Raw genomic sequence first — 23,812 nt, 5'->3', positions numbered from 1 at the left:
GACTTAAAGGGCACATTCTTCGATCTCAAATCCTAAATCTTCAATGATCGCGTGGTCTTCTTTGATGGCTTGCCCTTCAGTTGTCAGGTAATCGCCGACAAACACAGAGTTCGCCGCATATAAACCAATCGGCTGGAGGTGGCGGAGGTTGATCTCGCGTCCTCCCGAAATTCGTATTTCTTTTGATGGGTTAATCAATCGCATCATGGCCAGCACTTTCAATGATTTCATTGGCTTTGTTCGCGGGTAGTCCTCCAAAGGCGTCCCCGGAATCGCGTGCAGAAAATTCACCGGGATTGAATCAACATCCATGTCCCGCAAAGCATAAGCGGTTTCTACAAGCTGCCCATCCGTTTCGCCCATGCCGACAATGCAACCGGAACATGGTGAAATGCCCGCGTTTTTCACATGATCCAATGTATCCACCCGATCATCATATGTATGAGTCGTCGTGATGTTGGCATGGTTGTCTTTGTGCGTATTCAAGTTGTGATTGTAGCGATGGACGCCTGCTTTTTGTAATTGCGTTGCTTTTCCCTCATCGAGCAGTCCGAGGCATGCGCATATTTTTAAATCGGTCGTCGCCGTAATTTCTTCAACAGCTGCCACGACTTGATCCACCTCGCGGTTTGACGGCCTGCGCCCGCTCGCCACGATGCAATACGTGCCGGCCTGACGTTCGATCGCTTCATGGGCGCCGGCCACCAACGTCTCCTTATCCAGCAACCGATATTTCTCTATGGGGGCAGAAGATACAATCGATTGCGCACAATAGCCGCAATCCTCCGGACAATTTCCACTTTTCGCATTAAAAATCATATTCAGCTTCACTTTTTTCCCGTAGTAATGCTTCCGTACACGATAAGCCGCTTGCATAATGGGCAGCATCTCGTCGTCATCGGCTTGTAGCAAGGACAACCCTTCTTCCAGCGTCAACCTTTTTCCTTGCAAAGCTTTGTCAGCAAGTATTTCCCATTTTGTTGGGGTTATTGTATCGGTCATGATAGTCCCTCCTTATAATGTTAACCATTATAATAAAAAGGTTAACATTATAAGTTCGTTTCTGCAATGGAATCGATGAAAGAAGGGGGGAACCGAGTTGTGCTGGTGTGCGAAAAGTTTGAAGTTACCGGCAGGAGGAAGGGGTGCGGATTTAAAATAAAGTTGCGAAGTATTATGGCATTTGTCAGTCTTCCGTAAAAGAGACGCGATTGTCGAGGAACTGTGGACAGATTCCTTGAGATTAGCTTCCTACCTTGTGTTCATATAAACAACGTGGGAAGCCTTATTTCTGCTATTATTTCTTCGTTTTAGTCTTGATTTCTCGAAGGGATGTGCAAAAATTTTCAAGGTAGACATTCACCTGGTTTTTTTGATCTTGGAGAACATGATATTGATTGAGGAGGGTAATAATCTCAACTTCGGCCATTCTTGATCCGTGATTTATACCAATCGAGCGTTGGGCAGCTTTCTGCAATAATTCAGCTGTTTCCACACTTAAGTTGCATATAAGCGCAATCTTGTCTGTCGTTATCCCTCTGATTTCTTCCGGAAAAGGGAAGTACGTTAATATATGAATCGCATTGTTCCCTTCCCAGCCGTTAAATACTGTCATAAATTCCGGAAAATAGCAATCAATCCATCGGTTAATTTCTTCTCGGGTATCATGTAACTTCGATAAAAGATCATTACGAACGTTGCTTCCTTTCTGTAATTCAGCATAAATACCTTCAGGAAGGTTCGCTGTGGTATAATGACCACTTTTAATACGTTGCATAATGCCATACGCATTTTTATTATTGAATAGATCATGAAACTCCCCAGCATCTGGAGAGACAATAAGGGGTGAAAATCCTTTTGATTTCGCGTAATACGCTAGTTTCATCCATTGGAGATTCATGTCCGCTATGCCCAAAACCACCTGATCTTTCCTATTAACCTTCATGTTTTCTGTGATCCAAGTAGTTAGTTGATGAAACCCATGACTATCATTGTCAAAAACCAACCGTTTGCAGGCACAATGAGAGGTGCGGGCAACATAGCCCCCTTTTAAGCGACCAACCACTACAATAAGGGTTTCCTCGATATTTATATCGTTTTTTTGACTTTGGTAATACATCGAAAGGTTTCCTCCTTTTGTGCGTCAGATGTTACAGTTTAGGGCTTACATGGGGAAGTGTTCTTTTAAAATGTTCAATATGCCTTTCGTATATGGATCGGTCGTTATTTTTTCATGTTGTTTCTTAGCATCAATGGTCGCATTATCGAGTAAATATCCGTGTTCAACTTTTGATAACATTTCCAAATCATTGCCACTATCCCCAAATGCAAATGTATTTTCCCTATCTACTTGAAATTTTTGATTGATAAATTCTATGATGGCTGCTTTCCCTGTATTTTGGGGGATAAAATCAACGTCATAGGCTCCTTCGGGGTCCCCTGCTAACGGATTGCAAATGTTAATATTACACCCCAACTCCTGATTATGGGCAAGGTCTCTGATCATTTCGATATTCTTAGTATCTGTATGGTCATCTATCATGTAATAATAGTAATTCTTTTTAAATGATGAAGAGCCTAATTGGGTCTGGGCTGTCATCTCGATGTTGTATAACGACTCCAAGTTTTGGATGATAGCGTTCACGGTCGATTGGGTAAAGTTCGTTTTCATTAGCCGATCCACCCACGCTTGATCTGGAAGGAATTCTCCGTTCTTATTGACCCAATAAAGCATCGTCCCCAAATCACAGGCTATAAAATGGGGCATGATTTGATGGGAACCGTTTTCCAACTTTTGAATAACGGAGTCAAGATTGCTACCAGTAATGACTCCAAAAAGAACTTGATGACGTTTAACAAGGCACTCCATATAGTTTTCGAAGGCCTTTATAGAAGTTTCTTCTTCATTGGTTATTTGGTGAGAATAAAACGTTTCATCTAAATCAGCGTAAACGATAAATTGGGTCTGATTAACATCGTCATACGGTCGAAGTGTTGTTTTTTGGGGTTTATGCCCATTCATTTTGTAATCCTCCGTTCAACTACATGTATTAATGCCATGTTATAATGTGGGAACAATCCCAGGTCAAATATTTTATAGGGGGTAAAGTGACGACCATACACGATATTGCATCCAAAGCAAATGTTTCAAAATCTACCGTTTCTCGAGTACTCAATCACCATCCTTATGTTAGTCAGGAAAACAGACAAAGAGTGTTGGAGGTTATTGAAGAATTAAATTATGTGCCTAATTCGATTGCCAGAAGTTTTAGACTTATGAAAAACAAGACTATTGCAGTTATTATTCCAAATCTTTATCATTCATTTTTTAGCTTATTAGCTTCGGGAATCTCAAAAGAATTAAGGACACAGGGTTATAAAACAATGATTAGTGAAAGTTTCTACAATGCGGAAAATGAGAAAGCCATTCTAGAAATGCTTAAATTTAAAGAAATCGAAGGCGTTATTTTATGCTCTATAGAAAATGATTGGGAGCTTATAGAAGAGTATGTACATTATGGACCACTTGTACTGTGTAATGAATTTCACGAAGAAGCAACGATTCCTGTGATTTGTTACGATGAACGAGGAGCAACTACAGAAGGCCTCAATCATTTACTCAATCAGGGGCATACAAGAATAGGTTTCTGTTATGATGTTTCCAATAGTCCGTTACAGCAAAAAAGACGAGAAAGTTATGAACAAACCCTACATCAAGATTTTCAGGAGGCAAAAAAATGGATTTATCCCGGGTGTTTTACGATTAAAGACGGTATGAATGTCGTGAAGCAGCTCATCAACCAGCCCCAAAGTGATCGTCCAACTGCATTATTCACGGGAAGTGATTATGTTGCCGCAGGGGTCATAAAAGAGCTGAAACAAAGAGGGTTCGACGTTCCACGAGATTTTGCGGTCATGGGTTATGATGATCACCAAATCTGTTTAGCAACTCATCCTACCATATCAACCATTCATATCCCTATAGATCAGTTAGGCGTTTATACTGCTAAAACATTAATGAAAATCTTGTATGAAGGCACACCTTTAGAAGGAGAGGTCAAAACTTTCGAAGGTCAATTAATCATGCGTGGATCTACCTAACAGGTGGCAACCAAAGTTTTTCTAATAGATCAGAGGTTATAATACAAACGAGCGCTTATCTTAAAATCAAGTCTTCAAGAATAGAAGCGCAAATACGGAATAAATTATATTCTTGGAGTGAAATTAATCATGAAAAATGCTCAGGAACAGTGGAATTAAATCCCAGAATGGGCAGAGAAAAAATCATCCATAATGTGTTTTGCGTGTCCTGCGCCGGAACAACTACGATTACAGATTATAAAATTGAGATGGCAGGATTCAAAGATGAAATAGTACTCCGTGGAAACTGCCAGAAGTGCGGCCATGAAGTGGCTCGCTACATCGAGAGAGAATGAATTGGATTTTACGAACATTACTATATATTCCTATATTCCTTATAACCGTCTTTTTTATGTTTGAATACCCAGATTATGCTTCGGTATGGGGGCTTATAGGTCTACTTGTATTTATGACAGCCCTTGCGTTTTTATTTAAAAGGAAACTAAAAAAGATGGAAGAAGTATAGGAAACTTCTGTATTCGTTTGATTGGGGCGATTTAATCAAAGTTAGGGTGTAAGTCTTTATTCATGAATCGAAGCGCTCTAATGGAATAAAGTTGTACCAGAAAAAGGCCATTTAATTGAATAACGGTTTTGTATCCGATTAGTTAATATCAGAGAGTTTGTAACCATTTAAAAATACTGGTAGTCTATTATCGCTATTTTTATACATATTAAGGAGTTTTACATCATGAGTCAAACAGAATTAATTCAACAATCTAAGGCACCACAAACACGTAGTTCGCTTGTAAATGACTTAAAAAAATTAGGATTACGTGAGGATATGGTTGTAATTGTGCATTCTTCGATGAAATCGTTAGGCTGGGTCTGTGGTGGTCCAGTAGCTATAATTCGTGCTTTACAAGATGTGGTTACCTCAAAAGGTACGATAATCATGCCAGCTCACAGTGCTGATATATCGGATCCAAGGGAGTGGGGTAATCCAGCAATTCCAGAAGAATGGGTCACTGAAGTGATGAATGAATTACCGCCATTTGATCCCAGTGTAACACCAACAGTAGCAATGGGGGCTATTCCAGAGTCATTTCGCACATACCCGGACGTCAAACGTAGTTATCATCCTGTACACTCGTTTTCAGTATGGGGAAAGAACAGTGATGAAATCGCAAATAACCATTCATTAGATAATGGATTGGGCGATGACTCACCACTCGGCTTTATATACCGTAATAACGGTTGTGTTTTAATGCTTGGAACTGATTATGAAACCAACACATCAATGCATTACGGAGAACATAAAGGTGCAGGGATAAAAGAAGTACGAAAGATGAGTCCAATTTTAGAAGATCATCAGAAGGTATGGAAAGAATATGTAGAGCTTGATTATGATGAGGAAAAGTTTCCTGCAATTGGAGAGAAGTTTGAAAAGGAATATGAAATTTGGGAAGGGCACGTTGGAAATGCTCCCTCAAAGCTGATTTATCAACCTGATCTAGTTGACTTTACGGGAAAAAACATTAGATAAACAATCGAAGCGCGTTTGCCGAATAAGAAAAGTGCCCACTATGGCTTTTGCGGGTTAATTAATTGAAAAAGGTAACTGGAGATGTATTGACGATGAAACAAAATAAATATGATAATCCGAATTTCTTTTCTGCGTATGAACAAATGCCTCGATCCGTTAAGGGACTTGAAGGTGCTGGGGAATGGCATATATTAAAAGAACTAATACCAGATCTAAAAGATAAAAGTGTACTCGATTTAGGTTGCGGTTTCGGTTGGCATTGTCGATATGCACGTCAGCAGCAAGCAGGATCTGTGACAGGTATAGATATATCCGAAAAAATGATTCAAAGAGCTTGTGAAAAGACAAATGATCCCTTAATTTCGTATATTAAAGCCCCAATTGAGGAAATCGACTTTTCAGACTCTCAATTTGACGTGGTAATTAGTTCGCTTACCTTTCACTATATTAAGTCGTTTAAGTCAATCTGCGGAAAAGTTTATGATTCTCTAAAGCCTGGGGGAAGCTTTGTTTTTTCCGTTGAACATCCCATTTTTACTACTCGAAAAGAACAAGATTGGTATTATGATGAACAAGGGAATCGCCTGCATTGGCCAGTTGATAACTATCAAAAGGAAGGCGTGCGAGAGGCATCATTCTTAAATGAAAATGTTACAAAGTACCATCGTACAGTTTCAACATATATAAATAATCTAATTGACACTGATTTTATGATAAAAGCAGTGAAGGAATCGTTTCCTTCTGATGAAATGTCAAAAAATGATCCTCAAATGGAGGATGAAAATCGGAGACCAATGTTTCTAATGATTTCAGCAAACAAAAAATGAACATCAAGCTGATAGGATTTTCTGCAACATCCTCAGATCATTCTTCCGTTATAGAGGCGCGCTAATTGAACAAATGCGTCCTTCTGTTGAGTTTTTTGCTGACTGTTGCAATGAATTTTGGTGGGTAACCACGTATGTAGCAAAAGGCCTGTGGCGAAGAGAAATTCTATATGCACACGAGCATTTGAACATTGTTAGGACGTCGTAGATTTATTAAACTAACGATCGTTAGCCGAATAACGTATTCATTTCTCGGGCCATATTCTTGAAGAAAAGCAGTAAAAATGAGGAGGCAATGATGAAATGAAAAATACTGTCATGAGTACTGAGAGGTTGACACTAAGAGAAATGAATAAGGATGATGTCGGAAATTTAATGAAAATATTCTCCGACCCAGTGGCGATGAAGTATTACCCATCGACAAAAGACAAAAGTCAGACTATGGAGTGGATAGAATGGACGTTAAATAATTATAACCAATACGGGGTCGGACTATGGATCGTTGAAGATAAGGTGACAGGAGATTTTCTTGGTCAATGTGGTATTGTCCCTCAAGAGGTTGATGGTGAAATAGAAATGGAAATTGGTTATCTGTTCGTGAGGAGTGCATGGGGAAACGGGTACGCTACCGAAGCTGCGTTAGCTTGTAAGAATTATGGATTTGAGCAAATGAAATTAAGAAAGATAATTTCTTTACCTGATGTAGACAACATTCCATCCACAAAAGTTGCTGAACGAATTGGTATGAATATTGAAAAGACCGTTCAAAAATGGGGTAAAGAGGTATATATTTATTCTGTTATTACATAATCACTTGCTTATTAATACCGGAAAACAGGCTACGTGATGTTAAGCAAACGAGGCGCTTATCTTGAACAATATGGCGTCCTTTAGAATCGGGCTGGATTGATGAGCAGTAGAATTGGGGGTAAAAAGTTTGTTTGAGCTTTTTTCGATACTGTTAATTCTAGTCGCAATTTTAATTATTTCAACTCCCGCTTATGCTCTAATAAGAATGTTTCAGAGTTTTTCGAAGGAGGTGCAGTCACAAGATGTTAAGGATGGTTCAGTCAAAGTTAAAGTAATAATGGATGTTTTCTTCTCCGTTGTTATTTACTGTTTTTTATTACTTGGCTTCTATCTAAATGGTGTTGCTGTAGACGCTGGCGGGACATTGCGTATTTATGAAGAAACTGGTGCCATGGCAAATGGCTATGCCTCTCTTGCCAATGAACATATTGTTTCAGTGATTGTCCTGTTAACATTGGGTTTGACTGGTTTTGGCGTCGCGTGCATTAAATATAAGCATCTTCCGCCGATGGTTTATGTGGCATGCAGTACCTTAATCATCTTGAATATCATATTTGCAGCTATCTATCTCACTCATACTGTCTCCGAGAACTATGGTGAAGGATTCTCGGTCACTCTTCTGCAAATAACCTTTCTATCATTATGTTTCTTATATATTGCAAGGCTGAGGGATTCCCTGAGTCATTTTCATGACAACATTCATGAAGAAGAAATTGTGTACAATAATAAATTCATGATATTTCTCTATAGGATCTCTAATAAGTATCAAAAGATGCCAAAATTGTGGTCTGTCATTTTGTTTCCGGTTCTGGTCATTATCCAACTGATTTTGGTCCTGTTTGGACAACGTCCGGATAGCTTTATCCGTGTGTTCCTTGAAACAAGCTCTTTTAATTATTCAAATATCCCTATGCCAGAACCAGAGACATTGGAGGATGACGGACATTATTTGTGTACGGTCTCTGCAAAAGGACATAAAAAATTGGTCAAACCAATTAGGGCAGGATCCAGGAGGGGATTAAGAATCACTGTGAATCGTCAGCTGATGGTTGCCAATGCATTTGAGAATATTTTTGAACAATACATGCCAAGCTTCCATAAAGTCATCCGCAACTTTTACGACAGGTTTGGCTATCCAATCAGCAGGCACATCAATTCAAAATGGACTGCAGACATCACTTATCTTTTAATGAAACCGTTAGAATGGTTGTTCCTCGTTGTGATATATACGGTGGACAAAAAGCCAGAAAATAGAATCCTTATGCAATATAGTGAATTAAGCAAGCGAAATACCTAAATGCGTATGACATGGTGACATTCAATTTTTTATTGTTTCAGATCGAGGCGCGATTGAGGAGGAATGTAGAGTGACATCTTGGACTGCTTGGCTAGTCGTAGTGCTTGCAGTGGCTGGGTTAGTTTATGCAATTTACAGTGTAACCACAAAGAAATCATTAGGTCTTTACATTTCTGCCGTAGTTCACATGATTTTAGGGGTTATAACGCTGCCATCAATTGGTTTAATCATATTAGGTTTAGCAATTCTCGAATTAATTGGGGGTATCATCCTGACTCTAAGCAGCAGCAGCGTTTTTCATAGGTGATGGATTGAAAAACTTTAAAAGTTCCAATGGCAATGATTTTAACTTTAAAGAAATGTTTAGCTAAACAGCACCTGAATTGATAAAAGAAGATCAGGTACACCATTACATCGATTTATCAAAGCAAGATGCAAGGTCTCTAATTCAAGAATACCCAGATATACCACATATAACCATAAATGGACAGGTATATTACCCGAGCGCAAAACTGCGTGAATGGATAAAAAATATAGGAGAGTAAACTCTTTTTGCTGTGCTAATTGAGTTCCATTAACGAGGCGCTTATGCGGAACAAGGATCAGCGTCGGGCCAGATTGTCGAGTAACTATTATCAAATAAAATGTACCTATACCAAATAAAAGGAGAAATCAAAGATGGATCAAAAATGGGATGAATCAGATACAGAATTGTTTCTCCGTTACGGACGGGTATTTATACCAGAACGTGATGAATTGGAAAAGGCTTTTATCGATCTTATTCCAGCAAATCATGATGAAGAATTAGTTGTTGTAGACATTGCCGCAGGTGGAGGCTGGCTAACCGAAACAATTGTAAGCACTTTTCCTAAAGCACATGTTATTGCTCTGGACGGATCTTCAGAAATGTTGGATTATACGAAAGATCAACTTAATCAATATGCAGACCGTTTAGAATTTCGCCATTTTGATCTTTTTGACGACTCATGGCTAAAAGGTTTACCGAATAATATAAGATGTTTTGTGAGTAGCCTTGCGATTCATCATCTTGATCTTAAACAAAAACAAGATCTATTTAAAAAGCTTTATTTAAATTTGCAAGAAAATGGAGCCCTCTTGATTGCGGACATTTTAAAACCGGTGAATGAAATAGGTAGGCGTAGCATGAGTCGTAGTTGGGATGAAGTTACGAAAAAACAATCTCTTGATCTAGAGGATAACCTTCAAGCCTACGAATATTTTCTCAACGCAGAATGGAATCTGTTTGAGCATCCGGATGATCCTGTCGACAAACCATCCACGCTGTTGGAACAATTAAACGCACTTGAGCAAGCGGGCTTTTCTGATGTAGATGCATGGTGGGTAAAAGCAGGTCATGCTCTTTTTGGGGGATATAAGTAGCAGCAGGTGTTCCATAAAAGAAGCGCTTTAATTGAATAAAAGCGCCCGTCACAATGGGTAGATTCTTGGTAGATTGCTCTTAATGACAGAGATGCTGAATCTACCACTATAACAACTCCAAATACTTCTCTAATGCACCTACTTCTAAAGATGCCACCATATCAATAAGCATCGTATAGTCATTGTTCACACCAGCATGGTCTAATGCCTCATAATATTTTTGCCGATCGTCCACTTGAATGATAACCGGGAGATATCCAGCTCTCATTAGCTCAAAATTCATCAACAAACGCCCCGTTCGTCCATTGCCATCCAAGAAAGGATGTATGTTTACGAACTTGCTATGAAGGATGGCTGCAATTTCAATGGAATGGCCCTTGTTGTTTTCTAAGGCAGAAGTATACCAACGCATCAGCTCCTCCAAATCATCGGCAATTTTAAGATGTGGAGTCACCGAGTGTGATGCCCCCGTAATGACTACGTCTTGACGACGATACGCTCCCGCCTGATCCGTATCGATCCCTTTTAAAATTAAGGAGTGGATATTACGAATGAGGCATTCTGTTAATGGTCGAGTGACAACACTTGTAATGTAACCCTTTGTCAAGACACGAAAAATGATTTTTTAAGATAAATCCTCCCCTCTGAAATGGATTGCATTTGAACTTCATATAGCTCTTACTACTTGCTTCTGATATTTGTGGATTCCTCCCAGTTTCACCACTCGGATCCGCCGCCATTGACAGCTGTTTGGGTTCGTGGTGTGCATGTGATGGCGACTGGGTGAAAAAAGCTCAAAGAGCCATCAGCCGCATGCGAAGTTTACCACGAACCCATCGCTTCAAACCCGATCCTGCGGCGGGGCCCCGACCCCATCCGCCGGATCACGGAAGCGAACACAGCTGTCAATGGTACCCTTCGGCGGCTCCCAGCAAGGCGAAAACGAGCGATTTGTAGCGTCTGTTCCTTTCGCTAGAGTGGGTGCCTTAACGACCACATTCGCCAAAATAAATGCGTGCCGGTTCATAGTCTTCTAAAGCTTGATGAGGCCTGTTCCAGTTGTAATGAGACATATAAAGCTTGGTCATTTGCTTCAATTCCGAGACCGTTTCCGGACACAGGAGATAGAGTCTTTCCCATTTGTAACTCCGGAAAAACCGCTCTGTTCGGGCATTGTCTGTCGCTCGTCCCCTCCCGTCCATGCTGATTTTCACGGTTTCATAGCTTTTGATAAAGTCGATGTAATCGTTAGATGTAAACTGGCTTCCCTGGTCACTGTTGATGATGTCAGGTTTACCATAAGCGTTGATCGCCTCCGCCACGGCGCGTATGATAAAATCGGTATGCATCGTGTTGCTCAAGGCCCAACCCACAACGAGCCGTGAGAACCAATCGATGATGGCCACTAGGTACATAAAGCCTGTAGGCGTGCCGCAATACGTGATGTCAATGCCCCAAACATGATTGGGGTGGGTGATGCTCACGCCCCGAAGCAAGTAAGGATAGGTTCGTGCTTGTAAATCCCGTTTGCTCAAGTTCGGCCCAGGGTAAAAGGCGACAATGCCCATCTCTTCCATGTATCGGCGTGTACGTTTGAATCCTACATCGCTGAAGCCACGTTTATGCAGTTCTCCACGAATGCGACGACAGCCGAATGCAGGCTCATCATAGTGGATTCGGTCGATGGTATTTTTAATGGCAATTTCCTTCTGATCAGGCTGCTTAACGATGATCGGATGATAAGCCGTCGACCTGGATAGATCCAAAAGTTGACACTGGCGCTTAACGGAGATCTCTTTACTGTCAAAATCGATTACTGCTTTTTTCTCCTCCAATCCGAGACCTGTTTCTGTTTTTTTTGGAGCCAGTTCATTTCTACCGTAAGCTGACCGATTTGATTAATGAGCTCCTCCTTCTCAGCTTCATGCTCCTGCTTTAACTTTTCGGTTTTGGCAGCCTTTTTATCAAACACGGATGGCATATTATCCAGGAATTCCGTCCGCCATCGACTGATCAACTGTTGACTCACCCCATATTTTTGGGATATCTCTTTGAGGGTGCTTTCCTCTCTCAAAACTTCCAAAACAATCTTGGCTTTTTCTTCTGGGCTGTATGTTTTTCTTTTCTTACTCATAGCTATAGTTTATCTTATTTTTTCTCATTTTGTGTCCAACACCCTGGTTACAGTATAACTTTCTACGTACTGAATCGCATCCCGATGGTTTATGACTTCCATATGCTCTCGAAGTGTCTTTCCGTTCCCAACGGTAATGCCATCTTCAAGAATCGCTTTTGTTTCATAAATCGTCAGTGTGTTTCCTTCAATGGCATTGCTGTGATAAGTGTTCCTGATGAAAAAGTCCTCTTTCAAGCGCCGAACGGTTACAGCATCAAGAGGTCGTTGACGATCTAATTGTTCCTTGAGTTCAGTAGCCTTCTTTATATTTTGCATTTTACTATCCTCCATATTTATTAACCGTATCTTTTTATACGATAAATCGTGTTTCTGGCTACGCTTGTTTTCCATGTATACCCATATTATCACTGTTGTTGAAATATTCCTATAGAAGTGTGTTCCTGAAAGGGAGTGCATTAGCGGCATAAAGGAAGACGTCTAAAATCGCATTTACATTAATCTCGTTATGCAAGACTGGGTCGCTTATTACTACAATCAGCTTGGGGGAAAATCATGATACAGTTCTCGGAATATCGTGATGCTCTTGCGAATTTTAACTTCATTGAAATATTTCTTGTTCCCTTGCTGGCTTATTGTGGCGATCTTTGCCTTCACGCTATTTGTGGGAACCATATCAGGGGAGATGATTTCACAGATCGTGTTAAGTTTTATGTTCCTTATTTTCCCATATGGTTTTTTATTCATGTTGGCTTTCTTTATGACCACCCACGGAGTACAAATTGGTGCGAGTGTTGAACCTGCGGTAAACGAAGGGATAATGAATTTGGCGATGAGTTTATTTTTCCCCTTCCACTTTCTTGAAACATGGATCTACTCTATATAAAAAAGGAAAGCGAACGCAACGGTGGGTTTCTTTTATTTCCATCCTTAAAACCGGTCTTTATGACCGGGATCGTCGGTTGCTTTGCCATGTTAGGTGGCATGCTTTTCAGCGTATTCGGAGATCCCGCGGGAGCAATCATTCCTTTTTATTGGCTGGGGGCTGTTGTTATTGGAGGATTAGCATTATTGATCACTATTGCACATGAATGTAACGATAAAAAATGATTAAGAAAAAGTCCCTGTATCACAGGATGGACACGGAGACTGAAAAATGTGGTAAACTGTTAAGCAATCGAGGCGCTTTGTGGAATAAAGATGCTTGTGATTATACCCTAGAGCAAGTGCCATTGCCGTACCTATGCTTATTCTTGCCTAATCGTTGTTCATGTAAAAAAGAACCGGACAAAAACGTTCCGATTCACTTCCAAAGGTAGTATGACTCTATTGTAAATGGGGGAGTTCACCACATTATACGGGATTATTTTACTGTTTGTGGAAAGTCACTGTACCACTACCATTTCTGGTAGTAGAAACAATGTCAATATAATATATTCCGGGCATCATATCAGAAAAGAAAGCACTGGAACCAGCGAAACTTTTATATGGGGTGCAATTTCCCGATTCAGAGTTACATAGACGGACATTAAGATCACTAGAAGGTAATAATGATGAAACACCAAGTCGCACATGAAACATATGAGAATTTGGTATAACGCCGTCCCATTCCCCATCACCTGTTGTGAATTGAAATTCACCATTAAAAGGTGGTTCAATTATATAATCTTCTGAACTGTATGCAGATGCTGTAGACGATAAACTAGTGAACACAAAAACAAATACAAAAGACATCATGAAAATAGTGAGAAATTTTTTTAACATTGTTTTCACCTCCTTAACACACATTCAATAGTATAATCAGAAAAAAAACAATAGGCAGAAAATCTAAATTAGATTGGGAAAGAATATTATTAAGCAAACGAAGCACGCTTGCGGAATAAGTATTGCGCTCATTATTGGCTTATCGGCACCATTATCTGGAATAAAGATAACGCCAAAGACAAGGCAAAAAAAGAAGCGGGTGTATATAATGAATCCTGGTATGGTGGCTGCATTACTTTTAATCTTTATAGGTGTTTGGGGTATGAATTCCAAAAAGAAAAAGTAAAAAAACGGGCGTTTTTTTGGGAAATAAAATTTTTAGGTCATTCCTGGAAAATGGAAGGTGTTTTGTATTTGAGAAATAACTATTGGTTTATTACTCTGGGTATTATTTGGACTGCGATTTTTGCTGGTATGAGTTTCTATTGGGCAATGGGCGGTATGCTTGGTGTTAGATCCTTAGGTGGAGCTATTTATGAGATGTCCCTAAATCCTGAACCATAGTTCGTTACTATGATATGGCTTACCGGCCTTATAAAATTGTTTGGCGTAGTATTATTGTTGATGCTTCTTGTTCAATGGAAAAAGCCTTTAATAACGAGGGTGCTTTATTACTTGACGAAATTTGCGGGAGTCTTTTTATTCTTGTACGGATTTCTTAATTTCATCACAATTGCATTAAGTGCCTTTACTATTTTAGATTTTGACTTAGATTCTTATGCAACATTTTGGAGGTTAGCTTTTTGGGAACCATTTTGGATGGCTGGTGGGATGTTTTACTTTTTTTCTATTAAAAGAGTTTGACACCTTTCTTCCATTATACCAGCTAATAGCTGAAAAAAATAAAGGGTGTAACAGAATAAGGCCGGATTATTATCCATCCTTTGAGGAGAAAGTTGCTTTTGTATGCTAAAATGATGATTATTAAATGGGGGAAGACTTAATGAAAACATTCATAAAAACAGCATCCACAATGTTTCTAAGTGTAGCATTATTAGCTGCTTGTGGAGATGATGAAGAAGAAACGACTGGTGATAGTACACTGGACACTGATGATGACGCAAGTGAAACTGAGGAAGTAGACGATACACTAGCGATGCATAAAATATGCTGAGAAATGTCAAGCGTCCTCCAATAAAATAACATATTATTCCATATATTCAGACGTATAGATAGGTTCATTTTTTGAAAAAAAAGCAAAGGGGTGGTGGCGGTCATCCACTATCCACATTGTCAGAAGATATTATAATTTCGAAAATTTATCCACAGTGGACATCTGCATACACAGCCGCAGCGCCTTCCAATCCCTCCTTCTCCACAAGCTCGGTGAACCGCCGGAATTCCCCTTCAGGGTCGGTTCGTTGCCGACCTTTGCTTGTTCGCGTAGGCTTACGATGCAGATGTTTCACCAGTTCTTTGAAGGGCTTAAAGCAGTCATCCCGCACACAGCGCAACAGATAAAACAGCGATTGTGTACAACCTGTCAGCACTTGAAGAAGCCGTAGCAGGCAATAAGTGATTAGCGCCATCCAAATTTGGTTATACACAGCATTGGGGCTCGTCCCGTAAAACGATTTGATTTGTAAGTGCTGCTTCGCCCATTTGAAAAAGAGTTCGATATGCCAGCGCTTGCGATAAAGCTCGCCTAAGTCCTCGGCCTTACCCTCTTCGTCGTTTGTGATGAGTTGAATGAGATTACCTTCACTATCATGCGTTTCAATCAAGCGAAGGGCATGTGTCATTTGCTTTTGACCACCGCCTAGCCGAATGCGGGCATGACGGGTAATGGGGCCGTCCGGATTCACCGGAAATTCTTCGATCACATCGAATACTGCATTGCTTTTGAGCCGCGTGATGAATCGAATGTTGGTCTCCGGTTCGCAATACCGGTCAAAGGCTTCATAATCGTTGTAGCCGCGATCGAACAAGTACAGAGCGCCTTCTTCCACAATCAGCTCATTCATTTCCGTACGATCGGCGTGAATAGCTGGTTTAAGAACAGCGTCCTCCGGTGCGGTTCCATCCGGCAGACAAGCCACGTTCATATGAATTTTCAGGCCGCCTTTCCCCTGTTTGGGACGATAGGTCGCCCATCGGCAGAGGGAAAGACAGAGCGGAATGATCGAAGCGTCCACAAGATAGATGGGACTCATCACCTGCAAGCGATGACGAGGATGGATTTCTCGCTTCATTTGGCTCACGACATCGGAAAATAAGGCCTGGCTAACATCAGCGCCTATGTCACTCAAACGGCGTGTAAGCTGTGAGCTGCTAATCGAAGAAAGATTTACGCTTTCTTGGAGTTCTTCGCTATTCTTGAGTGTCAACGCTAACTGCTTCGCGCTTGGAATCTGGTAGATCTGTGCATAAATCATCAGAGCAACCAATTTTTCATGGGTTAATTTCTTAACGTATCGGTCTATCCCAATAAAATCTTCTAAAACCTTTTTGATATTTAACGGATGTAATGCTTCCTTAAATGTGGTACTCGTGGTATCCTTGTCCATAGGAGCTCCTTATAGTGAGAGATTTGGACGTGGACCACCGTCCCTCTCATTATAAGGTTTTTTATTGATTTTTTGGACAGAAATTCCATAAATTTTATATCGAATTTCGGGGTTTTTTGCTTGACAAATAGTGTTTCAACTTAATGCATCACTAGTGTAGACGATACGAATGAAGAAGTTGATGCAACCGAAGAGGGAGACGACAGTGAAGATGAAAACCGAGCTTCAGACGATTTTCTCGATTCTAATAACAACCAGGAAGAAACAGATGAAAATAACGAAGAGTATTCTCAAATGACAGAAGATGAGGCAGAGGAGCATGTTATTGATTATATAAAAGAAAATGAGTCTGGAATAGCAGATTTTCTGGATGCGTACCAGTTTTCGGTGGAAGAAAATGATGATATATATCAAGTAAACATGTTTTCTGCTGAATCTGATGACGAAACAATAGGGTCTCCATTACTTTCAAGTTATGAAGTTGACCGAACAACAGGTGAAGTGGAAGCGGTTGAAAATCAAGCCAATGAAACAAAATCGCAACTTAGTGAAATTATTGATTTGAATCAAAAAGAACGACGCGCTCATCATGAAGAACTTGCGGTTAAGCCTGAAGAACTTTCAGACGAGGTGTACGTAGATCTTCTTTTATCAGGTATTCATGAAAACACGGAAGATTATAATGGACGTGTAAATCCTGGTGACACGGTAATGTTCGAATTTCCAGATGCAGAGAATAATACTGATCGCTCAACAGAGGAGGCGGAAGTTTCTGAAGATGGTTACTTTACCATTCATGTAGAGCCGTACGAATTTAAGGCAGGAGAAGATATACGTGTTTATATTACAAATGGATACTCACAGGAGCAAATTTTTGACTTACCTGTTCACGAAGCTGAAGAAGGCATGGAAGAAATCCGTGTGAAAGAATCGGATTCTTAACCGGCTTGTGAGATATTGTGATCGGACTTTATTTTAGGGTTTGCTGAAATGAAAAAATTCTTTCTGTTGCAAGGGGTTTCCCCTGATGTGTAGAAAGAGAAATGCAAGGAAAAATGGCCGCTCACGGCTAAACCTTTGCACCTTATGATCAACATGCGAGGGATGGCGCTGCAATGGCGAAGACTCCAGCGGAAAAACGGACGAGCCAAGACCCCGCAGCGCTGATCTTGCGCGAGGAGGCTTGGCCGTTCGTCCGCGGAAAGCGAAGCCATGGAAGCGACATCCCGCCCTTGCGATCAAGTTGTTCAGCAGCCTCTATTTTAAAGCTACAAGGGGCATGGGGAGCTTCGCCATTAGCAAAAACCCCGTGGATGGCCACGGGGCAAATGAAAGCTGGCCTTATTTTAGATTAGTTTTCGCCGATGCCGAGACGACGTTTTTAACATGATCAATCGCCGATGGGTCTTCAAGCCCGGTGACGTCGCCTTTGACATCACCATCCGTAACGATTTCTTTTAACAGCCGGCGCATTATTTTACTGCTGACAGTCTTCGGCATCGCGTCAATGAAAAAGATTATTTGCGGGCGGGCAAACTGACCGATGCCATCGACGATACTCTGATTTATTTTTTCTTCCCATTCATGATTAGACGTATAGCCCTCTGCCAGTTTGGCAAAAACGACCGGGACTTCCCCTTTGATATCATCCGCCTTGCCGATCACTGCAACTTCAGAGATGCCTTCGTTTGTGAGCACGGCACTCTCCATTTCCATGGTGCTCAGGCGATGACCGGAAACGTTAAATGCATCATCCGACCGTCCCACTACCCAGAAATAACCGTCTTCATCTTCTAAAGCATTGTCACTCGCATAATAGCAACCTTCCACCTGACTGAAATATTTTTGATAGTATCGATCGGGTTCTTTCCAAAGCGTACGGCACAGCATCGGGAACGATTGACGGATCACCAGGTTGCCTAAAGTGCCGGGAGGTACGGGGTTGCCGTCGTCATCGACGATCCCCACCTCAGCGCCTAAAAATTGAACACCGACGGATCCGGGTTTCATAGGCGTAAGCCAGGCCGCGCCTGCTAGAGGACATCCTGCGGTTTCCGTTTGCCCCCACGTATTGTTCACACATATTTTTCCTTCGCCAAGAACATCGTGTGTCCAATGCCAGGTTTGCTGATCAAACGGTTCGCCGACTAAGGAAACGACATCGAGACAAGAAAGATCATACGGTTCAAGCGCTTGTTCCCCGAGACTGCGAAGCATTCGCAATGCGGTAGGGGAGGTGAACAATTTGTTGACCCGATATTTATCAATCATTTGATAAATACGATCTGCATCCGGGTAATTGGGGGCGCCATCGTAAACCACCGTAGTAACTCCGTTTGCCAAAGAACCGGCCATGCCCCATATGTGCATCGTTAACCAGCCGACATCAGCGGTACACCAAAACACATCGTCCGGTTGGTGATCCATGTGATATTTTGCGTAGATATAATTTTGCACGACAAAAGCCATGCCGGAATGGACGACCCCTTTGGGTTTGCCCGTCGTCCCGCTTGTATAGAAGACAATGCCGGGCTCATTTGCCTCCACGGGCTCCGGGTCACAATGAATACTTGCTTTTTTTCGTTCTTGTTCCCATTGAAAATCCCTTCCTGCCTTCATCGCCGGTTCCGTTCCAAGACGATCAACCACGAGAACCGCCTCTGCCGTTGGGATGCCGTTAACCACTTGATCGACTTTTTCCTTCAACGGGATGACTTTTCCGCCTCGGAGACTGGCATCAGCCGTGACGATCACCTTGGGCTCAAAATTCAACAGGCGATCTTTTAAAGATTGTTCAGAAAAACCGGAAAAAATAGTACTGTAAACAGCCCCCAGGCGAAAACAAGCAAGGATGGCAATAAAAGATTCGGCGAGGTTGGGAAGATAAATCGCCACTGGGTCTCCCTTTTGTACGCCAAAAGACCGAAGGACATTGGCAAAGCGATTGACTTCAGCCAGCAGCATGTTATAAGTATAAAAACGCGACTCCCCGTCTTCCCCTTCCCATATGAGCGCCGTTTTATTGCCGATTCCGTTTTCGATATGCCGATCTAATAGGTTATAGCATGGGTTGCTGATGCCGCCTTTGAAAAATTCAAATTCGGGCAACGAACCGCTCCTCGTTTCTTCCCACGGCTCAAACCAATGTAATTCTTGCGCAACCTCCTCCCAAAAACGGACCGGATCCTCCTGGGACCTCTTTAATAAAGATTGAAAAGCTTCGCTGCTTCCCAAGGCTGTCGATTGCTCTTTTTTCGCATCAGGATAAACAAGTGCGCTTTTGTTGATTTCATTCTGAATACCTCCCGCTTCTGCAGCCACCGAATCTCCTCCTTTAAACTCATGTTCTGATAAATGCAAATGCTTTCAATTTTAAGATACAATTTATTGGTAATTCTGTCAAAGGGAGATAGGGAGGAGAACCATCGGGAAGCGATGAAGCTCGGATGGGATCGTTCATGAAGGAGCATGCCCGGTCGTACGAGGAATAGCACTGTTTTAGCGAATGCTTCAGGTTCGCTGTAAACGCCCCGCGGTAATTTTCACTTCTGCTCGCAGGTAACTAGTTTTTATGTCTGTTTTACGTTGATTGCTCATATGATGCGTTAAGGAGAGTGATAACGTGAATATTTCGGCTTTGCCGGTTGGGGTCGTGCCTTGGCACATCCGGGAACAGCTGGTGGATATGTATTATGCAGAAGTAGCCGGTTGGACGCATCCCCAGGCGGAGATTAATATGAATGGTGCCATCCGGCAACAACTCCAACACTTGCTTTATGAGCAGGGGTATGGAGATGGCGTGTCAGAGCTCACTGGTGGTTTTGATTTGAAAAACAATCAACAGCATGTATTAAGTCTGACTCACAGTGTATATTCGTTTGCGGGCGGCGCACACGGAATGACAGTCCAACGGGCATTGACATTTGACTCGAGGACAGGAAGGGCTTACACCTTCGAGGAGTTATTCGCACCGGGTGCCGATTTTATTCCGAGACTGAATGAAATGATTCAAGCTCAACTGGTGGAGCGAGGCTGGTTCGAGAATGTTCTTGGTCCGTATGAAGGAATCACAACAGATCAGCCGTTTTATGTGGCAGACAAAACGCTTGTGATTTATTTTGACTTATATGAGCTCATGCCCTATGTCTATGGCATTCCATATTTTCCGATCTCGATCTATTCGATTGTGGACTTAATCAATGAGGACGGTCCGCTAGGCTGGGTGCTGTGATTTGAGTATGGAAAGTGCCGGAGATGTCCCCTCAATACATGGGGACATCTTAACGACTTTCCCTATCCGTTGTTCCTGAAGGCTGTTCCTGTGTTTAATCCAAGAAAATCCGAACATGATGGGTCCATCTGTCCGCTCCGGAAATAGACTTCGCTTTCCGCGGGCGGCTGGTGAGCCTCCTCGTGCTGCCGTACTGCTGGGTCTCCCCGAAGGTAGTTCATAACGCTGACGCCGTGTTTTTTTATATGATAGACTGGGCCAGTGTATGAATATGACCTGGGGAGGCTATTAGTGATGAGTGAAAATATCTCTGCTGACGAATATAAAAGATTAAAAAATAGATTACTGATTCGTTATTTTGTTTCTTTACCGGTAACCGTGATCACCTCTCTTTATTTAGTCGGGTCCCTTATGGAAAGCGAATTCATGCCATTTGGCGAGCTCTTTGGTTTAATCGCTGCGGCTTATATTACAGTATCTCTCCTATGGATCTTTACGAACACAGAGAAGCGAATCGAGCGAGAAAAACAAGTCGAAACGAAAAAGAAGGAAAAAAGCAAAAAGCGCATCGCTACGGAGTACAGCATATTTATTTTATTATTTATCCTGCTTATTGCTTACGCTCTGTGAGATCGTCGCGCTTGTGCCGTTTTGGTTGATATAATCCCATTTTCGGCTGATATCCTTTTAAAAGGCGGGTGGGTTATTAAATAAAAATATTGCTACCAATAGGCTTAACGATGTGATGAATAGCCAAATTCCAATTAATAATATATTCACGGACTTCCCTGTCTTTCTTGCTTGCATCTCTTTCATATGGGAGATGCTTAAGCCTATAACCGGAATAAAGCTAACCACAAAGAAAAGGGAAAACAGGCCGATTAATGCGCTGTGCATAAGTTGTAAGATAGAGAAATCCAGAATGAGGTATACGCATAAAAGTCCTACCGAGGACAAAAGGAATAACGGGAAAACGTTATTTTGGCCTGTCATTTTGAACTCCCCCTTTTTATCTATAGGGATTGAGAAAGTTGTTAAGAAGTGTCGAAACAAAGATGCTGTCATATATAATAGTTCATGCTAGAACCTTCTGCCAATAGGTCATTCAGACCTTATTATTCTGCGAAGGAAGAAAATCTGATACATATATAGGTTTGAGGAAACAAATGGAAGGGTAACTTTTAATCAACGAACAAATCACCTATATTTTGCAGAAGGGTGTGAAAAAATGATGTTTTTTGCCAGAAGGTCTGTTGCAATCGTGGGATCGATGATTCTAGTGATAAGTTTTTACAGCGTTTTTTCCATCTCTATGGCAAATGCTGAATCCGACCAACTAAAAGAAAACCATAGCGAGAGTGATACAATTGTCCCTGTCTATCGGGAAGAGCAGGATACGATTGACGAAGTAGAGTTGGAGGAATATGTTACTGGCGTTGTGGCCGCGGAGATGCCTGTCTTATTTGAAACGGAAGCGTTAAAAGCGCAATCTCTTATTGCGAGAACGTACATTATCCATCAATTGGAATCCGGCGATCATGAAGATGTGCCGGGAGGAGCAATAGTAACCGATACGACTGGGGATCAAGTCTATCAAAGCATTGAGGAATGGGAAGAAGAATGGGGAGAAGAAGCGGAAGAAAAATTGAATATAATTAGAAGCGCTGTAAAAGACACGGAAGGAAATATTATCTCCTATGAAGGAGCTCCAATTAATGCCACCTATTTTTCGACAAGCAATGGCTACACAGAAAATGCGGAAGACTATTGGGAACAAGAAGTGCCCTATCTGCAAAGCGTTGAAAGTCCCTGGGACGAAGGAGCCCCTCGTTACGAAAATACATCGAGCTATTCCGTAGAAGAAATAGAACAACAGTTGGACGTTACGATTCCCGAAGAAGGAGAACTAACAACCGATAAAGAAAGAACCGAAGGGGAACGAGTGGCAAGTGTTACGATCGGCGGAGCGTCGTTTCATGGCCGAGAAGTCCGCGAATCGCTAGGCCTTGATTCCAGTGATTTCGAATGGGAACAAGACGGTGATGAAATCATCATTCATACCAAAGGCTGGGGTCATGGTGTTGGCATGAGTCAATACGGAGCGAACGGCATGGCCCAAGAGGGGAACGACTACCGTGAAATTATCGACCATTATTATCAAGGGATAGACATCACTCCAATGGAAGAGCACGTAGAGTAAACTAGAAAACGCCGGTGGTATTTTGTTCTATCCCGTAAGCCCTCAGCATATAATAACTATTTACGAGGGGGATGTATTTGCGTCTGCTCACGAGTATTGGCTTGCTGATCGTTATTTTCCTTTTTGCGTTTTTTTACACGGATTTATTGAACTTCACGGGCATTGATCCTGAAATAGATTTTCGCATGTTGGAATATATGATGTTAGAATCTAGCTTATTCATTGTAGCCGGGGCGGTGCTGTCCTTGTTGTTTGTAGATTTAAGAAGGTTTCACCTCCGCGCGTTCTCAATGGTGGCTTGGATCGGTGCAGGGGTTTTATTAGTATGCTATTGGATGCCGTATCCCAACTTTCTCCCCGATGCCCGAATTTTTCATCCAGAAGCCCAGCCATTTTTGATGATTACGGTGGGGATGTTGATAATGGCAGGATTTTTTAAGAATCGAAAAGAATAAGAGCAAGAGGGCGCGATAGTGTAGGGCGCCCTCCCTTTGTGCAGAACTATCTTGTAACGGGGGAACACGTAATGAACGAAAATTACACAGTCATTCATGAGCCGCCGAATCCTATGGAATATAACAATTTGCGTTTGGAAGGGGGATCAGCGGAAAGTCTCAAGAAGCTGCAACCATTGGCCTGAAAAATTCATTGTTTGCGGTGTGTATCTACGATTCAAAAATATTGATCGGGATGGGCCGAGTCATCGGTGATGGCGGCGCTTTTTTTCAAATCGTGGATATCGTCGTAAAACCAAGCTACCAAGGCCAAGATTTGGCAAAGGTGATTATGAAAGATCTAATGGATTTTCTTGATAAAAACACCTATTCTGGTTCTTATGTAAGTTTGATCGCTGATGGGGGAGCGGACAAACTGTATGAACAATTTGGATTTAGCTATACGTATCCCCGATCACAGGGGATGTTTAAAAGGTATTAGGCCATATCACGAAAAGGGGGGACCGCAAGTGTGCCATCAAAAGAAGGCCCCCAGCCTTTCGTTCATAAACGAAGGAGCG

At 41.7% G+C, this 23,812-nt stretch carries 26 protein-coding genes and 2 pseudogenes; 18 read left to right on the top strand and 10 right to left on the bottom strand.

The features are described from left to right. Window positions 1–3: 3 nt before the first annotated feature. From bioB to EPH95_RS06295, 3 genes are all read right to left on the bottom strand, one after another. Window positions 4–1,002: a biotin synthase BioB gene (bioB, locus tag EPH95_RS06305; protein ID WP_142088302.1), complete on the bottom strand. Its 999-nt coding sequence runs from the start codon at window positions 1,000–1,002 to the stop codon at window positions 4–6. 295 nt (window positions 1,003–1,297) lie between these two features. After that, on the bottom strand, window positions 1,298–2,119 hold the full coding sequence (locus EPH95_RS06300) for a hypothetical protein (RefSeq protein WP_142088300.1): 822 nt from the start codon (window positions 2,117–2,119) through the stop codon (window positions 1,298–1,300). Window positions 2,120–2,164: 45 nt separating this feature from the next. Beyond that, complete coding sequence (locus EPH95_RS06295) at window positions 2,165–3,022, bottom strand: HAD-IIB family hydrolase (RefSeq protein WP_142088297.1); 858 nt, start codon at window positions 3,020–3,022, stop codon at window positions 2,165–2,167. Window positions 3,023–3,108: 86 nt separating this feature from the next. Here EPH95_RS06295 and EPH95_RS06290 point away from each other — a divergent pair, with 86 nt between their 5' ends. From EPH95_RS06290 to EPH95_RS06250, 8 genes and pseudogenes are all read left to right on the top strand, one after another. Continuing rightward, a complete protein-coding gene (locus EPH95_RS06290; RefSeq protein ID WP_142088295.1) occupies window positions 3,109–4,101 on the top strand; it encodes a LacI family DNA-binding transcriptional regulator in 993 nt (330 codons plus the stop codon). 730 nt (window positions 4,102–4,831) lie between these two features. Next, window positions 4,832–5,626, top strand: a complete 795-nt coding sequence (locus EPH95_RS06285; protein ID WP_142088293.1) for an AAC(3) family N-acetyltransferase — start codon at window positions 4,832–4,834, stop codon at window positions 5,624–5,626. Between the two features lie 92 nt (window positions 5,627–5,718). Next, window positions 5,719–6,453 carry a class I SAM-dependent methyltransferase gene (locus tag EPH95_RS06280; protein WP_142088291.1) on the top strand — a complete coding sequence of 245 codons (735 nt, stop codon included), beginning with the start codon at window positions 5,719–5,721 and terminating at the stop codon, window positions 6,451–6,453. Window positions 6,454–6,529: 76 nt separating this feature from the next. Continuing rightward, window positions 6,530–6,652, top strand: a pseudogene (locus tag EPH95_RS06275) (aminoglycoside 6-adenylyltransferase); the annotation flags it as partial. Between the two features lie 104 nt (window positions 6,653–6,756). Then, window positions 6,757–7,263 carry a GNAT family N-acetyltransferase gene (locus EPH95_RS06270; RefSeq protein ID WP_142088288.1) on the top strand — a complete coding sequence of 169 codons (507 nt, stop codon included), beginning with the start codon at window positions 6,757–6,759 and terminating at the stop codon, window positions 7,261–7,263. A gap of 112 nt (window positions 7,264–7,375) precedes the next feature. Next, window positions 7,376–8,560, top strand: a complete 1,185-nt coding sequence (locus EPH95_RS06265; protein WP_405127426.1) for a DUF6688 domain-containing protein — start codon at window positions 7,376–7,378, stop codon at window positions 8,558–8,560. Window positions 8,561–8,630: 70 nt separating this feature from the next. After that, a complete protein-coding gene (locus tag EPH95_RS06260; protein WP_142088286.1) occupies window positions 8,631–8,867 on the top strand; it encodes a hypothetical protein in 237 nt (78 codons plus the stop codon). A gap of 371 nt (window positions 8,868–9,238) precedes the next feature. Continuing rightward, window positions 9,239–9,961, top strand: coding sequence for a class I SAM-dependent methyltransferase (locus tag EPH95_RS06250; RefSeq protein WP_142088284.1), 723 nt, complete (start codon window positions 9,239–9,241; stop codon window positions 9,959–9,961). A gap of 106 nt (window positions 9,962–10,067) precedes the next feature. Here the strand turns inward: EPH95_RS06250 and EPH95_RS06245 are convergent, their stop codons facing one another. From EPH95_RS06245 to EPH95_RS06235, 3 genes and pseudogenes are all read right to left on the bottom strand, one after another. Further along, the gene (locus tag EPH95_RS06245; protein ID WP_160141650.1) at window positions 10,068–10,568 is read right to left on the bottom strand and encodes a Fic family protein; all 501 of its coding nucleotides are present in this window, start codon (window positions 10,566–10,568) and stop codon (window positions 10,068–10,070) included. Between the two features lie 379 nt (window positions 10,569–10,947). Continuing rightward, window positions 10,948–12,095 (bottom strand): annotated as a pseudogene (locus EPH95_RS06240) (IS3 family transposase). 24 nt (window positions 12,096–12,119) lie between these two features. Then, a complete protein-coding gene (locus tag EPH95_RS06235) occupies window positions 12,120–12,413 on the bottom strand; it encodes a Fic family protein (RefSeq protein WP_142088279.1) in 294 nt (97 codons plus the stop codon). Window positions 12,414–12,962: 549 nt separating this feature from the next. Between EPH95_RS06235 and EPH95_RS18705 the strand changes: the two genes are divergently transcribed. Next, on the top strand, window positions 12,963–13,205 hold the full coding sequence (locus EPH95_RS18705) for a hypothetical protein (protein ID WP_160141649.1): 243 nt from the start codon (window positions 12,963–12,965) through the stop codon (window positions 13,203–13,205). 258 nt (window positions 13,206–13,463) lie between these two features. Here EPH95_RS18705 and EPH95_RS06230 read toward each other — a convergent pair whose 3' ends face one another. Continuing rightward, the gene (locus EPH95_RS06230) at window positions 13,464–13,859 is read right to left on the bottom strand and encodes a hypothetical protein (protein ID WP_142088276.1); all 396 of its coding nucleotides are present in this window, start codon (window positions 13,857–13,859) and stop codon (window positions 13,464–13,466) included. 108 nt (window positions 13,860–13,967) lie between these two features. Here EPH95_RS06230 and EPH95_RS19200 point away from each other — a divergent pair, with 108 nt between their 5' ends. Together EPH95_RS19200 and EPH95_RS06220 are read left to right on the top strand one after the other, a co-directional pair. Then, window positions 13,968–14,363 (top strand): hypothetical protein, encoded by a 396-nt coding sequence (locus tag EPH95_RS19200; protein ID WP_227004073.1) that lies wholly within the window; start codon window positions 13,968–13,970, stop codon window positions 14,361–14,363. A 469-nt stretch (window positions 14,364–14,832) separates the two neighbouring features. Continuing rightward, window positions 14,833–14,973, top strand: coding sequence for a hypothetical protein (locus tag EPH95_RS06220; RefSeq protein WP_160141648.1), 141 nt, complete (start codon window positions 14,833–14,835; stop codon window positions 14,971–14,973). A gap of 145 nt (window positions 14,974–15,118) precedes the next feature. On the opposite strand, the gene EPH95_RS06215 is transcribed toward EPH95_RS06220, so the two are convergent. Continuing rightward, window positions 15,119–16,366, bottom strand: coding sequence for an IS4 family transposase (locus EPH95_RS06215; protein ID WP_142088177.1), 1,248 nt, complete (start codon window positions 16,364–16,366; stop codon window positions 15,119–15,121). 294 nt (window positions 16,367–16,660) lie between these two features. On the opposite strand from EPH95_RS06215, the gene EPH95_RS06210 reads away from it, so the two are divergent. Beyond that, window positions 16,661–17,308: a hypothetical protein gene (locus tag EPH95_RS06210; RefSeq protein WP_142088272.1), complete on the top strand. Its 648-nt coding sequence runs from the start codon at window positions 16,661–16,663 to the stop codon at window positions 17,306–17,308. Window positions 17,309–17,481: 173 nt separating this feature from the next. Further along, window positions 17,482–17,721, top strand: coding sequence for a hypothetical protein (locus EPH95_RS06205; protein WP_142088271.1), 240 nt, complete (start codon window positions 17,482–17,484; stop codon window positions 17,719–17,721). On the opposite strand, the gene EPH95_RS06200 is transcribed toward EPH95_RS06205, so the two are convergent. Next, window positions 17,708–19,687 carry an acetate--CoA ligase gene (locus EPH95_RS06200; protein WP_227004072.1) on the bottom strand — a complete coding sequence of 660 codons (1,980 nt, stop codon included), beginning with the start codon at window positions 19,685–19,687 and terminating at the stop codon, window positions 17,708–17,710. The genes EPH95_RS06205 and EPH95_RS06200 overlap by 14 nt on opposite strands. A gap of 301 nt (window positions 19,688–19,988) precedes the next feature. Here EPH95_RS06200 and EPH95_RS06195 point away from each other — a divergent pair, with 301 nt between their 5' ends. Then, window positions 19,989–20,597: a DUF3298 and DUF4163 domain-containing protein gene (locus EPH95_RS06195; protein WP_142088269.1), complete on the top strand. Its 609-nt coding sequence runs from the start codon at window positions 19,989–19,991 to the stop codon at window positions 20,595–20,597. Between the two features lie 294 nt (window positions 20,598–20,891). Next, on the top strand, window positions 20,892–21,227 hold the full coding sequence (locus EPH95_RS06190) for a hypothetical protein (RefSeq protein ID WP_142088267.1): 336 nt from the start codon (window positions 20,892–20,894) through the stop codon (window positions 21,225–21,227). A gap of 57 nt (window positions 21,228–21,284) precedes the next feature. Here EPH95_RS06190 and EPH95_RS06185 read toward each other — a convergent pair whose 3' ends face one another. After that, a complete protein-coding gene (locus tag EPH95_RS06185) occupies window positions 21,285–21,590 on the bottom strand; it encodes a hypothetical protein (protein WP_142088265.1) in 306 nt (101 codons plus the stop codon). Between the two features lie 277 nt (window positions 21,591–21,867). Here EPH95_RS06185 and spoIID point away from each other — a divergent pair, with 277 nt between their 5' ends. The 3 genes from spoIID to EPH95_RS06170 all read left to right on the top strand — a co-directional run bounded on the left by spoIID (window position 21,868) and on the right by EPH95_RS06170 (window position 23,733). Beyond that, on the top strand, window positions 21,868–22,797 hold the full coding sequence (gene spoIID / locus EPH95_RS06180; RefSeq protein WP_227004124.1) for a stage II sporulation protein D: 930 nt from the start codon (window positions 21,868–21,870) through the stop codon (window positions 22,795–22,797). A gap of 77 nt (window positions 22,798–22,874) precedes the next feature. Continuing rightward, complete coding sequence (locus EPH95_RS06175; protein ID WP_142088263.1) at window positions 22,875–23,252, top strand: hypothetical protein; 378 nt, start codon at window positions 22,875–22,877, stop codon at window positions 23,250–23,252. A 202-nt stretch (window positions 23,253–23,454) separates the two neighbouring features. Beyond that, the gene (locus tag EPH95_RS06170; protein WP_319592823.1) at window positions 23,455–23,733 is read left to right on the top strand and encodes a GNAT family N-acetyltransferase; all 279 of its coding nucleotides are present in this window, start codon (window positions 23,455–23,457) and stop codon (window positions 23,731–23,733) included. Window positions 23,734–23,812 lie beyond the last annotated feature (79 nt).

The sequence above is a fragment of the Salicibibacter halophilus genome, assembly GCF_006740705.1.
Taxonomy (GTDB): domain Bacteria; phylum Bacillota; class Bacilli; order Bacillales; family Marinococcaceae; genus Salicibibacter; species Salicibibacter halophilus.
The sequence above is the reverse complement of the archived record's forward strand: the minus strand, read 5'-3'. Positions and strand labels throughout refer to the sequence as shown.